The organism is Blautia sp. NSJ-175, assembly GCF_022867815.1.
Lineage (GTDB): Bacteria > Bacillota > Clostridia > Lachnospirales > Lachnospiraceae > Blautia > Blautia celeris.
Genome location: NZ_JALIFQ010000003.1, coordinates 378,042 through 391,413, shown reverse-complemented (window position 1 = coordinate 391,413; position 13,372 = coordinate 378,042). Strand labels below are relative to the sequence as shown.

13 protein-coding genes are annotated in these 13,372 nt (G+C 45.3%); 10 read left to right on the top strand and 3 right to left on the bottom strand.

Annotated elements, in window-relative coordinates:
* Positions 1-86 precede the first annotated feature (86 nt).
* The 10 genes from MUB35_RS07315 to MUB35_RS07270 all read left to right on the top strand — a co-directional run bounded on the left by MUB35_RS07315 (position 87) and on the right by MUB35_RS07270 (position 10,539).
* Positions 87-1,040, top strand: coding sequence for a calcium/sodium antiporter (locus MUB35_RS07315; protein ID WP_033142330.1), 954 nt, complete (start codon positions 87-89; stop codon positions 1,038-1,040).
* A 251-nt stretch (positions 1,041-1,291) separates the two neighbouring features.
* The gene (locus MUB35_RS07310) at positions 1,292-2,209 is read left to right on the top strand and encodes a hypothetical protein (RefSeq protein ID WP_244805959.1); all 918 of its coding nucleotides are present in this window, start codon (positions 1,292-1,294) and stop codon (positions 2,207-2,209) included.
* A 66-nt stretch (positions 2,210-2,275) separates the two neighbouring features.
* A complete protein-coding gene (locus tag MUB35_RS07305; protein ID WP_103731694.1) occupies positions 2,276-2,941 on the top strand; it encodes a response regulator transcription factor in 666 nt (221 codons plus the stop codon).
* A complete protein-coding gene (locus MUB35_RS07300) occupies positions 2,938-3,954 on the top strand; it encodes a sensor histidine kinase (RefSeq protein WP_227210809.1) in 1,017 nt (338 codons plus the stop codon). The genes MUB35_RS07305 and MUB35_RS07300 overlap by 4 nt, the downstream gene beginning before the upstream one ends.
* A gap of 139 nt (positions 3,955-4,093) precedes the next feature.
* Positions 4,094-4,861, top strand: a complete 768-nt coding sequence (locus MUB35_RS07295) for an ABC transporter ATP-binding protein (RefSeq protein ID WP_244805958.1) — start codon at positions 4,094-4,096, stop codon at positions 4,859-4,861.
* Positions 4,851-6,872, top strand: a complete 2,022-nt coding sequence (locus MUB35_RS07290) for an FtsX-like permease family protein (protein ID WP_244805957.1) — start codon at positions 4,851-4,853, stop codon at positions 6,870-6,872. Before MUB35_RS07295 ends, MUB35_RS07290 begins: the two co-directional genes overlap by 11 nt.
* 298 nt (positions 6,873-7,170) lie before the next feature.
* Positions 7,171-7,875, top strand: a complete 705-nt coding sequence (locus MUB35_RS07285; RefSeq protein WP_304657673.1) for a response regulator transcription factor — start codon at positions 7,171-7,173, stop codon at positions 7,873-7,875.
* Positions 7,872-8,813 carry a sensor histidine kinase gene (locus tag MUB35_RS07280; protein ID WP_244805956.1) on the top strand — a complete coding sequence of 314 codons (942 nt, stop codon included), beginning with the start codon at positions 7,872-7,874 and terminating at the stop codon, positions 8,811-8,813. Before MUB35_RS07285 ends, MUB35_RS07280 begins: the two co-directional genes overlap by 4 nt.
* 92 nt (positions 8,814-8,905) lie before the next feature.
* Positions 8,906-9,820, top strand: a complete 915-nt coding sequence (locus tag MUB35_RS07275; protein WP_103732829.1) for an ATP-binding cassette domain-containing protein — start codon at positions 8,906-8,908, stop codon at positions 9,818-9,820.
* 11 nt (positions 9,821-9,831) lie between these two features.
* On the top strand, positions 9,832-10,539 hold the full coding sequence (locus MUB35_RS07270) for a hypothetical protein (protein ID WP_033142393.1): 708 nt from the start codon (positions 9,832-9,834) through the stop codon (positions 10,537-10,539).
* A gap of 12 nt (positions 10,540-10,551) precedes the next feature.
* Here the strand turns inward: MUB35_RS07270 and MUB35_RS07265 are convergent, their stop codons facing one another.
* The 3 genes from MUB35_RS07265 to MUB35_RS07255 all read right to left on the bottom strand — a co-directional run bounded on the left by MUB35_RS07265 (position 10,552) and on the right by MUB35_RS07255 (position 13,095).
* Entirely contained in the window at positions 10,552-11,343 is a 792-nt protein-coding gene (locus MUB35_RS07265) for a class I SAM-dependent methyltransferase (RefSeq protein WP_244805955.1), read from the bottom strand.
* Entirely contained in the window at positions 11,340-11,942 is a 603-nt protein-coding gene (locus MUB35_RS07260) for a TetR/AcrR family transcriptional regulator (protein ID WP_033142339.1), read from the bottom strand. The genes MUB35_RS07265 and MUB35_RS07260 overlap by 4 nt, the downstream gene beginning before the upstream one ends.
* A gap of 187 nt (positions 11,943-12,129) precedes the next feature.
* Positions 12,130-13,095 carry a helix-turn-helix transcriptional regulator gene (locus MUB35_RS07255; protein WP_033142340.1) on the bottom strand — a complete coding sequence of 322 codons (966 nt, stop codon included), beginning with the start codon at positions 13,093-13,095 and terminating at the stop codon, positions 12,130-12,132.
* Positions 13,096-13,372 lie beyond the last annotated feature (277 nt).

The following is a 13,372-nucleotide window of genomic DNA, read 5'->3' as shown; positions in this document are numbered from 1 at the left end:
TTGACTGGAGGCGGTATTCATCATATTATAGGAAATGATGGAAATTTGTGTCATAATTTTACAACTTAAAAAGAGAGGGAAATAATATGATGTATCTTTGGCTGCTGCTCGGCTTTGTCTTTCTGGTAAAGGGAGCGGATTTATTTGTGGACGGCTGTTCTTCCATAGCGAAGACGCTGCGGGTTCCGTCCATTATCATCGGTCTGACGATTGTAGCATTCGGCACCAGCGCGCCGGAGGCATCGGTCAGTATCATGGCATCCCTGTCAGGAAATAATGATATTGCCATCAGTAATGTCATTGGTTCCAACCTGTTCAACAGCCTGGCCGTGATTGGCGTGTGTGGTGTGGTCCTCCCCATGAAAATACAGGGCGGCCTGCTGAAAAAGGAGATGCCCTTTTCTATTCTGGTCACAGGATTGCTGCTTTTATTCTGCATGTTTTCCATTGGCGGAGGAAAGGGAGTTCTGCAGATCGGACGCCTGGAGGGGCTGGTTCTGCTTCTGTTGTTCGCGGGATTTCTGTATATGCAGATCAAGTCAGCACTGAAGACCCGCACCATCCGGCCTGAGGAGGAGAATATCGGCAAAAAGCTCAGTCCTGTAAGGAGTGTTGTATATGCGGTTCTGGGTATTGCCATGATCATCATAGGCGGAGAGCTGGTGGTTGACAGCGCAAGTGAGATTGCCGCAGCCTTCGGCATGAGCCAGACACTCATTGGTCTGACCATCGTGGCGATCGGTACCTCCCTTCCGGAGCTTGTAACTTCTGTGGTTGCCTCCACAAAGGGGGAGAATGATCTGGCTATGGGCAATGTCATAGGGTCCAATATATTTAATATTCTGCTGATCCTTGGTGCGTCAGCAGCAATCTCCCCGATGACTATAAGTATGGAGTCCATCTATGACGGAGCCGTGCTGCTGGTTATGAGCATCCTTCTTTTTTTCCTGGCAAAAAAGGGAGAAGAGATCAGCAGAAAAGAAGCAGTACTGCTTCTGGTGCTCTATGGGGGATATACGGCTTATATCATCATGCGGTGATAAAAGGGATTCGTTTGAGTCGGCAGCAGCGGAGTCATGAAAATGGTTCTGCTGCTGTTTTTATGTGTAGACATAAGAGAGGCTTTGTGTTATACTGTTTTTATTCTGACGGCAGTCTATGCCAATGAAAGTTCTTTGCAGTTCTGCAAAAGTTCCACTTGAAAAATAATTGAAAAGAAGCAGGTGATGCCTATGGGCTGAAATCTTTCTTGTACCATTTGACAGGTGTATGTTACAATGAAGGAGGATAAATGAAATTAAAATTAGTACGTGGGATACAGACGGTTTTCCGCAGGATCCATGTTTACCGGCAATATAAGGACCGGCTTTTCCGCATGATTTTTCATGACAGGGAAGAGCTGCTTTCACTGTATAATGCGGTGAATGGAACGGAATATACAGACGCCAATGCGTTGATTGTTATGACACTGAAAGATGTGATTTATCTGGGAATGAAAAACGATGTGGCTTTTTTAATCGGATGTGATTTGAACCTGTATGAACATCAGAGCACCTGGAATCCGAATATGCCTTTGAGGGGGTTGTTATACTTTGCGGATATGCTTCGGGGATATATTGAAAAGCAGGATCTGGATATCTATTCTTCCACCCGTATAAGCCTTCCTGTTCCAAGGTATATTATCTTTTATAACGGAACCCGGGATGTGCCGGATAGATCAGAGCTTTTGCTGTCTGATGCTTTTGACGATACGACCGGTGAGGCTCCCGCACTGGAGTGCAGGGCTGTGGTGCTGAATATCAATAAAGGACATAATCAGGAAATTATGGATAAATGCAAACGTTTGTCAGATTATGCATATTTTATTCAGGCAGTGCGTGATAAGCTGAATCAGGGATTCTCTTTGGAAATTGCCGTTGACCAGGCAGTACAGTTTTGTATCGAACAGGATATTCTGGCAGATATCCTGAGTCAGAATCGGGCGGAGGTGATGAATGTGTTGCTGACAACCTATAATAGAAAACAGCATAACAGAACCCTGCGGGAGGAAGGTCGAGAAGAAGGTCGAGAAGAAGGACGGTGTGAAGGTATTAACCGTATCAACGAACTGAACCGCCGGCTGCTTCTGGATGACAGGAAAGAGGATATGCTGAGGGCAGTTCAGGACTCGGCGTATCAGGAAGAACTGTTAAAGGAATATGGCTTATAAGAAGCGATAGAACATAGGTCCTATTCTGCAGCCGGAGACCGGCAGGCCATGCATGGGAGGCACAAAATGGAAAAAATACTGATTGTGGAGGATGACAGGAAAATAAGGGAAGAGCTTTGCAGTGCCCTGGAGAAAAAGGGGTATGCCTGTATTCTGCCTGAGCAGTTCGAAGATGTGGCAGGACAGATACTCCGGGAAGCACCTGACCTGGTGCTGCTGGATTTGAATCTGCCGGTACAGGACGGATTTTATATCTGCCAGGAGGTAAGAAAACAGACAGATGTGCCTGTGATCGTTGTCACCAGCTCAGACAGTGATATGGATGAACTTATGAGTCTCCACGCGGGGGCTGATGATTTTGTCACCAAACCCTACAATATGCATGTGCTTCTGGCCCATATCGCTACCGTGCTGCATAGGGCTTACGGAAGGAAACCATCCATGGTCCTGACCCACAACGGCCTGTCCCTTGACCTTATGAAAAGCAGAATCTCTTTCCAGGGCAGAGAGGCGGATCTGACAAAAAATGAGATGGGCATTTTGAAAATGCTGATGGAACATGCAGGGAGTATTATTTCCCGCACAGATTTGATCTGCAGTCTGTGGGCAATGGAAGAATTTGTGGAGGACAGCACCCTCAATGTGAATATCAACCGCCTCAGAAAGAAACTGGCTGATTTGGGCCTGGATCATTACCTGGTCACAAAACGGGGACAGGGGTACATGGTATGAAATTCTCAGAGTATGTCAGGGATAAATGGTTTGCCATCAGCGCAGGATTTCTAACCTGCTTTTTAGCGGCCCAGTTTCTCTGGATCATGGGTACGGATAAATTGGTGATCACTGTTGTGGCGGTTCTGTATTTTCTTGGCCTTTTCTGTACAGCCTGTTATGACTGTTTCCGCAAGAAGCAGTATTATGACCATCTGGAAAGTACCTGGCAGGAACTGGAGGAGAAATCCTATCTGTCTGAGATCATAGAGGAGCCTGATTTTTATGACGGCAGACTTTTATACAGGATCATTAAGAGGAACGGCAAATACTTAAACGATGTGATCGCGGACCAGCAGCTTGAGATGATGGAATACAAAAACTATGTGCAGACCTGGGCACATGAAATAAAAACGCCGATCGCGGTGGAACACCTGATCATAGACAACCACAGAGGGCCTCTGACGTCCAGCCTGGAGGAAGAGGTGGAAAAAATAGAGTCCTATGTGGAGCAGATGCTATACTATACAAAAAGCGGCAGTCTGGAGTCTGATTACATCATTCAGCCTGCCAGTCTGAAACATATGGTGATGGAAGTGATCCGAAAGAACACGAAAATGATGGTGGCAGCAGGGATACTTCCCAGACTGGAGAATCTGGATCACGAAATCCTCACCGATACAAAATGGATGGTCTTCATTCTGGGCCAGATCGTCACAAACGCGGTAAAATACAGTGACAGCAGCAAAAAATCCTGCATTTTTTTCAGAGCCGAAGAGACAGCGGGGGATATGGTGGAATTTACCGTGGAAGACAACGGAATCGGCATCCCGGCATGTGATCTGTCCCGTGTATTTCAAAAAGGATTCACCGGAGAAAATGGAAGGGTGGTCCAGAAATCCACCGGAATGGGGCTGTATCTCTGTAAAAAACTCTGTGACAAGATGGACATTCCTCTGGCGATCCGGTCAAAGCAGGGGGAAGGGACAAAACTGATCTTTCAATTAAAAAAAAGCTTCTCAATACCTGAGTAAGGGAATTGGGAAGCTTTTTTGACTGTGCTCTTATATTACAAAAATGTAATTTTAATGTTATGAAAACACGTTTTACCGGCAGAAAAATAATGGTACACTGTGTGCATAAAGAAGGGAACAGGAAAGGAGACAGGAAGAAATGAAAACAATTTTAAAAGTAGATAATCTTGAAAAATTTTATAAAAATAAAGGCAGTCTTACAAAGGCAGTGAATCATATCAGCTTTGAGGTACAGGAAGGAGAATACCTGGGAATCATGGGTGCCTCCGGCAGCGGCAAAACCACTCTATTAAACTGTATATCAACCGTTGACCATGCAACAGCAGGCCATATTTATGTAAATGGAAAGGACGTCACGGATATGAAGGAAACCGCCCTTGCCAGATTCCGCAGAGAGGAGCTGGGATTTATTTTCCAGAGCTTTAATCTGCTGGACACACTGACAGGCCGTGACAATATTGCGCTTGCCCTGGCAATCTTGGGTGAACATCCGAAGAAAATAGACGGTAAGATCAACAAAATTGCCCAGGAACTGGGGATCGGAGAGATTCTGGAGAAGTATCCCTATGAGATGTCGGGAGGGCAGCAGCAGAGAGTTGCCTGTGCCAGAGCCATTGTTACCAACCCCTCCCTGATCCTGGCAGATGAACCCACAGGCGCACTGGATTCAAGATCCGCAGGCATGTTTCTGGACAGCCTGGGACTTTTAAATGAAGAAAGACATGCCACGATCCTGATGGTCACCCATGATGCTTTTACAGCAAGCCACTGCAAACGCATTCTCTTTATGAAGGACGGCAGGATATTCAATGAGCTGGTCCGGGGGGCTGATTCCAGGAGAGCGTTTTTTGACAAGATTATGCAGGTAGTTTCCCTGCTGGGAGGTGACAAGGGTCATGCGTTCTAAGAAAAGAATATCAAAAAAAGTATTTAAAGAGCTGGCAGCTAAAAATGTGAAGAAAAGTGCAAAGGATTACTTTATCTATTTTTTTACCCTTACCTTTGCCGTATGTCTTTTTTACACCTTCAACTCCATCAAAGATCAGTTTGAGATTCTGGGAATCCCGGACACTTTCAATTATCTGGCAGCATCCCAGGGGGCGATCGCAGCGGTTTCCGTTGTGTCCTGTATGATCATTGGATTTCTGGTTTCCTATGCCAACCGTTTTTTGATGAAGCGAAGGAAAAAGGAGTTTGGTGTCTACTTTACTTTGGGAATGGACAGAAGAGATGTGGGCAGGCTATTGATGAAAGAGACCATGAAGATTGGCAGTGCGGCTCTTCTATCCGGACTTCTGCTGGGAATCGGCACATCTCAGGTGCTGTCCATGATTACTGCCAGAATCTCAGGGGCGGGGCTAGGCAGTTACAGTTTTATATTTTCTTTCGGTGCGGCTATGGCTGCTGTCATTTTCTTTGGCCTGACCTTTGCGTTTGTCCATTTTTTCAATGTTCGGGAATTAAAGAAGATGGAGCTGATCGATCTGCTCTATGCGGACAGAAAGAATGAGGAAGTGCCGGAGTCAAAGAAAAGAGATGTGCTTTTGGGAATCCTCTCCATTCTGCTTTTTGTCTCGGCCTTTCTGCTCATATTCTGCCTGTCAGAAACAAAATTTCTGGAAGCCCTGACAGCAGGTGCTGCCCTGGCGGCAGCCGGCACAGTCCTGTTTTTTATATCAGCAGCCGGCATTGCCGCAGATATCATGAAGAAGAGAAAGGGGTTTTACTACAGAAAGCTGCATATCTTTGACGTGAACCAGCTTGGAAGCCGTATAAAAACAGCCGGGATATCCATTGCAGTTGTCAGTATCCTTATGTATTTGTCTGTTTCCGTTATGGGGATAGGCATGGGGCTGGGGCAGAGTGCCATCATCAAAAAGGATAAGACAGCGCCTTATGACATCAGTGTTGAGTACTATTACTTTGGGGATTCCACGGATGATGAGATGAACGGGATGTCTGTTTTGGAGAAGCTGGAGCAGCAGGGGGCAGCACTTCCGCAGTATCTGGAAAGTTCTGCGGATCTGACCATGTATGAACAGGAAAACCTGACAGAAAGCAGCCTGTTTGCCATCTGTACAGAGAATACAAAAGTAAGAAGAAATTTTGAGGATCCTCCTGTTTTGTTGCTAGGTGCTGATGATTACAATAAGGTAAGAGAACTGCTTAAGCTGGAGCCGATCACTTTAGGAGAAAATGAATATGCATTTACCTACAATGAACCGGATGCGAAAGACCTCCTGTCAGAATATGCCGGGAAGCAGAAGGAGCCGCTTAAGATAGGAGGCAAAGAGCTTACCCTGAAGGAAGGCGGCATATATGAAACAACACTGTACAACAGTAATATCTTCGGCGATATAGGGACTCTGGTGGTGCCGCAGAAGACGGCTGAAACAGGTACACCGTATTTGAAAGTAAATAATGGCATGTTTAAGGGAAATGCGAATATCGCATATGAGGAGGCAACCGCGGATCTGAATAAGGCGAAGAACTTTATCTATATAAGTCAGAAAGACATCAATGTGGAGATCATGTCAGACCAGTTGACCTCTTCCTATGTGGGAATTTATCTGGGTATTATATTTCTGGTGACCGCCGGAGCCGTGCTGGCGCTGCAGCAGCTTACCCAGTCAGCGGAAAATGAAAAGCGTTATGCTCTTCTGTCTAAAATGGGCGCAGGAGAGAAGCTGATGAGAAAATCCCTTATGACCCAGATGAAAGTGTACTTTGGTCTGCCCTTTAGCCTGGCGGCCCTCAACGCGGCATTTACTATGGCAGGAGCATATAGAAATATTCCATATCTGACAAAAGGAGAAGCATTTCAGAATATCTTTTTTGCAGCAGGACTTTCGATTGTTATATATGCGGTTTATTTCATGACAACGTATTCAGGCAGCAAACGAATCTTAAAATTATAAAGAAGGGGGGCCGAAAACGGTGTTCAAATATCTGCTGCCATGCTATAATAAATAAAAGAACCGAATACTTGTCAACAAGGTAAGCGCAGATTTCTCCGGCCGTCTTGGCGAAGGAGGAAAGGCTGATAAGGCTTAACATTTGTTTCCCGGACAAATGGGCGGATGAATATAACACTGGCAGAAAATGAAAATGGAGAAGCTGTTGACTCATAGAATACAGGAAATTCTATGTATCAGCAGTTTCTTTTTCTATGGTAGTTCATACGGTACAGGTATCCGCAGAAGAAGGAGAAGATATATGAAACTGTTGATCGTAGAAGATGATCCGGAAATCAGTGAAATGCTGAAGGATTTTTTAATAACGGAAAATTTTGAGGCTGATACAGCCCATGACGGGGCAGAAGCCTGCAGTATGTTTGAATCTGTGTCTTATGATCTTGTGCTGCTTGATCTGATGATACCTAAAATCAGCGGTATGGAGGTATTGCAGCGAATCAGAAGAAAAAGTGTGGTTCCGGTTATTATTATCTCGGCAAAAGACAGCGATTCTGACAAAACTCTTGGGCTGGGCCTTGGCGCGGATGATTATATCACAAAGCCATTTTCCGTGACTGAGGCACTGGCCCGCATTAAAGCCAATCTGCGCAGGTCCAACCAGTATGCAGCAGCGGCCCTGGGCAGATCAGAAGACAATAACAGCAGCATCGCATATGGAGAGCTGGTACTGAATCCCGATGATTACACTGTGCTGAAAAACGGCAGGAGCGTGGAACTGACCGCAAAAGAGTTCGGCATTTTGAAGCTGCTTCTGCAGAATCCGAAAAAGGTATACACTAAGGCCCAGATCTATTCCCTTATCTGGAATGATGCCTATTGTGGGGACGAGAACGCAGTAAACGTCCACATGAGCAGACTGAGGACTAAAATTGAGGATAATCCCCGTATACCGAAATATATCGTAACCGTTTGGGGAATCGGTTATAAGTTAGGAGAGATCAAATGAGTCAGGATACGATCATATTTTTTCTGGCTGCAGTTATTGCAGTGCTGTCTTTTGTGGTCCTGTACCAGCGGTTCGTATTTCGGAAGGGAATACAGAAGAAAATCGGGGATATGGGAGATACATTGGAGCAGATACTGGACGAAAAAAGTGACGAAAAGGTTATGGTCTTTACGGATGATAAAGCTCTCATTCATCTGTCCTCACAGATCAACCGTCTTCTGGATGACAGGCAGAGAATCCAGGCAGATTTCAGGCGGTCCGAGATCTCTGCGAAAAATATGCTCTCCAACATTTCCCATGACATCAGGACACCTATGACCGTTATCCTGGGGTATCTGGAAATCATGCGCCTGGAAGCGGAGGGGAAGGACAAGATGGTTGCGAAGGTGGAACAGAAGGCCCGGAAAGTTATGGAGCTGATCAACCAGTTTTTCACACTTGCCAAGCTGGAATCCGGGGACACACAAGTAGAGATGGGACGTGTGAATCTGAGTGAGTGCTGCAGGGAAAATGTGTTGGATTTTTATGAGCTGCTCACCCAGAAGGAATTTCAGGTGGAGATCGAGATCCCGGAGGAACCGGTGTTTGTTGAGGGCAATGAGGAGGCGCTTCAGCGTATACTTTTTAATCTGATTTCCAATGCCGTGCGGTATGGTTCTGACGGAAAGTATCTGGGCATAGCTGTTCGTACCGAAGGGGTATTTGCCTTGATCCATGTGACGGACAGAGGAAAGGGAATCGAGAAAGCCTTTGCCGGTACCGTGTTTGAGCGGCTTTTCACCATGGAGGACTCCAGAAACCGGGAAATCCAGGGGAACGGCCTGGGCCTGACCATTGCCAGGAATCTGGCTGTGAAGATGGGAGGGGACATTACACTTGTGAGTGAACCGGATGTCAGCACAACCTTTACCGTAAAACTGAGGAAAATGACATTTTAGCATCCCGCGAAAGAAATTCGTAAGAATTATGCAAGAGTTTTGCAAATCGGGCTCTCTATAATAAGAAGTATCAAGGGAAGGAGAGAAGAGAAATGACATATATTCTTCAGACGAACCACGTGACAAAATCTATAGGAAAGAAGGAACTGGTCCGGGATGTGAACATCCATATAAAAAAGGGAGAGATTTACGGATTTCTGGGACCGAATGGGGCAGGCAAGACAACGGTTATGAAAATGATCACTAATCTGTGGAAGCCTACAGAGGGAGAAATCGAAATCTTCGGGGAAAAACTTACACCCACATCCTATGGAGTGCTGAAACGGATGGGAAGTATCATAGAATTTCCAACTTTTTATGAAACCATGAGCGGGTATGACAACCTGGTACTGCACTGTGAATACATGGGATACCACAATCCGGGGAGCATTGAAAATGCCCTTGAACTGCTGCATTTAACAGAAGCAGGGAGCAAGCCGGTCAAAAGCTATTCTCTGGGCATGAAGCAGCGTCTGGGAATCGCCAGGACTATCCTCACGAAACCGGAACTTCTGGTTCTGGATGAGCCGACCAACGGCCTGGACCCGGCAGGAATGAAACAGATCCGCGATCTGCTTAAAATGCTCTGCGCAGAATACCATATCACGGTTATGATATCCACCCATATTCTATCAGAAATTGAAAGCATTGCAGACACTATTGGCGTCATTGACCATGGTAAGCTGGTGAAGGAAGTGCCAATGAAAGAGGTTGCGGAGATGAATACTTCTTATATCTATCTGGAGGTCAATGATAACAAACGGGCATCCTATGTGCTGGCCGATAAACTGGAACTGGATAACTTCAAGATCATGGACGGACACAGAATCCGTATTTATGACAGCCGTGTCACCACACAGGAGATCACCAGGGTCATGCATGACAATGGAGTGGAAGTGATCTCTATTGGAAAACAGATGGAGACTCTGGAGGATTATTTTTTGAAGCTGACGGCAGATGGGGAGTGAGGAATATGGATATGTGGAAATTAATAAAACTGGAATATAGAAAAAATAACATTAAGAAATATTTGTGGGGTGCTGTGGCAGCAGCAGTGCTGTTGGGGATTTTTATGTTTGCCCTGGCTTTTCTCGGTATTGCCAATGATCCCGACACGGGGGTGCCGGATGCGGCACCCGGAAATGAAGTGATCTCCGCGTCGGTGGAGCTGTTTACCAGTATGGTATTCCTTGTATTTACCAGTGTGATGCTGTCCACTTTTATTGTCAGTGCTTATAAGAATAAGACCATGAACCTTATGTTTTCTTATCCCATTAAGCGCCAGAAGATTATTGCTTCGCAGATGGCGGCTGTGTGGATCTTTAATTTTACAGCGCTGGTGCTTACAAAATTACTGCTTTACGGCACTATTTTAATAGGTTCCAGGTTCATGGCGTCATCGTTTATACTGGATTATCATATGGGGAGTCTGGGGTTTTATATCCAACTGCTTCTGAAATCAGCCGTTATTGTCAGCATGAGTTTTATCGCCCTGTTCACAGGCCTGGCTATGAAATCCTCCAAGGCAGTGATCGTCACTTCATTTCTGCTGATCTTTCTGACGCAGGCAAATGTAGGCGACTTTACGCTGGCGGACAATGCTGTGTTTCCGGTAATTCTGACACTGATTTCCCTGCTGTTTGCATTTCTTTCCGTATGCGGGGCGGAGAAGAAGGACCTGATTTGACAGAATAGATGTCTATTTTTGGAATATATCAAGCGCATGACTTGTGATACCTGCCAGATCCTCCCGTTCACAGGTGGCAAAGTGGTATTTCAGATAAAGCGCAAATGCACGGTCATCCATTGCGTCCACTGCTTCGCGCATACACAGGGCGAAACCGTCTGCTGCCACGTAATGCAGCCGGGTTACGGGAAGTTCACACATCAGGTCATCAATGTTTTCCTTTCTTACAAGTTCAAACAAATCTTTCGGTTTGGATATGGCGGCAAATGTATGGGGGTCAAGCTGGCCCCCTTCTATATATTCCGCAACATTGATATTGCCCCGGTGGAATCCTTCATCCAGGAGACAGCCGTCAGATATCACATAAGCGGCAAAGATCACGCCTCCTTTTTTCGTCACACGGATGGCTTCGCGCAGTGTCTGCAGTTTATCCTCCCTGCTGTACAGGTGGTACAGAGGGCCGAGAAGCAGCGTAATGTCATAGGTATCGTTGGGGAAGGCGGATAAATCCATGGCGTTTCCATGGGTGATGGATATGCGTTCCTCCTCCCGGGTGTTTTTGCGGAAAACCTCTATATTGTGCGCAACCAGTTCCACGGCATCTACCGTGTATCCCTGACGCGCCAATGCATGGGAGTACCGGCCGGTTCCGGCACCAATCTCCAGTACCCGGTGGCAGGGTTTTATATATTTTTCGATATAATGCATTGTGGTGAGAAACTCAACAGAGCCGTGTTTTGATATCAGCCGGCTGTCCTCGTCGTAATGCTTGTAAAAGTCAGTCAGGTATGGATTTGTTTTCATACGGCACCCCTTTCGTCAGGAAATTCCCAATCCGGCTTTTCCTGTTTTATAAAAGCAGACAATACATTTCTGAGCATTTTTTCAGCGGTTTCTCTGTTTAGAGCTGTTTTTTTCGTCACGGTCAGAACGGCGATGCCGTGGGTATAGAGAAATAGATCCAGAAATATGACTTTCCCGTTTTCCGGTTCCAATCCCATGGACGCGGAGAAACGTTCTGCATTTCTTTCATTGTCACTTTCCCTGTAAAAGTCCTCTGCATCGGTCATCATCAGATCCATATCATTTACAAACAGCAGTTTAAACAGATGCGGCTCCCTGTCGGCAAATTCCAGATATGAAAGAGGAAGTAATAAGCAGAAGGGGGTATGGGCGGAAGTTTGATAATGTATCACGTACTGTTTGTAATATTCATATGCGAATGTAAGAAATTCTTTTTTTAATTCCTCCATGTTTTCATAACAGGTAAAAATTGGCCGGGTGGAACACTGCAGTTTATTTGCAATGCTTCTGGCATTGACCGTTTCAAATCCGGATTCTCTTGTGATATCCAGAACCGTATTCAAAATCATTTCTTTCGATATTTTGGCTTTGGGCGGCATGTACGAACCTCTCTATGTAAAGTTTGTAAGGTAACATATGTTACATAACTATTGTTGCATAAGGTGTGGATAATGTCAACAGAGAGTTTTATATTTTTTACAGGGGGAGGATTTTCGGAGATTCATGATCGCAGTGAAAACGGCGGTTTTGAATGATATGGCAAAACCGCCGTCTTAAACTTAATATTTATCTTCTCACCGGTCTGACATACTTAAAGAAACGTTCGGGATTATAATAAAGATATATGATTCTTCCCGGGGATGTATCATAGCAGTAACCGGTGTCCGTAAAATCAAAGGAGGACATTGCCTTTTCAATCTTTTCTTCCACGCTGCGGTTTTCCTGTTCATAATCGAAGGGTCCATGTTCAAAAACAATATATTCTGCTTCGGGAACGTCGATCATAAGCATCTGCGGCGGAACTTCACCGCTGTAGTCAGCAGGAAGACGTGCGCCATAACACTCTGTGCGCGGAAAACCCCAATCACAGAGTCTGCCGTCCGGATCATTGATATAAGCTGTGATCTGGCCGCTGCCGCTGTCTGATTCACTGCCGCCGTCATCATCCAGCTTGCCCTTGATACTGTCCAGCAGGCCGCAGATCGTTTCCCGGTCCTGTCCGGGGATCAGAGCCTGTTTCTGCCAGAAGTCCCAATACCCATTGCTCTCATAGTTTTTAATGTGTAAGTATTTATGCGCGGGAATGGTTATAAAATAAATTTTGATATCATCTGTAGATTTTATCATTCCAATTTCTCCTAATCCTAGAAAGTAGCGGTCGAAAGGGTTTATTTTTGTCCGGAGAACCACAGGTTTCGGTTTTTTCCTGTATTCACTTGGAGTGACGCCGTATTCTGTCTTAAATGCTCTGGTAAAAGCTTCATGGGATGAAAAACCGTAAGCAAAAGCAATATCAATAAGCGTTTTTTCGCTGTCCCGGACTTCTTTTAACGCGAATGCCAATTTTCTGTGCCGGAGATAATCCCGGAACTGCATACCTGATATTTCTTTGAATTTCCTTGTTGTATAAAATTCAGAATAACCCAGCCTGCCGGATAGAGCGTGCAGTGTCAGGGATTCGTCATTATAATTTTTGATACTTTGATCGATCTCATCCACAATGATCTGAATCTGTTTCTGCCATTCATACATTTTTCAGTTTACCTCGTTTCAACCACCCTATATGCATTATAAAGAAAATGGAGGGGGCATGCTTGATTTTACTTGCTGTAATTTTTGGGGGTACTGTATACACGGAAAGGTCATAGTGTTATGCAGTAATATTATACCCTATTGATCTGTGATGATAAAGCGAGGATACGCGGTTGCCTGGTGCGGACCGGAGTTTAGGATTGAAGGATTTGACTGAAAATTGTATAATTAAAATAAATATTGACAGGTATTAAACATGATATGTGAGCGGGATTGT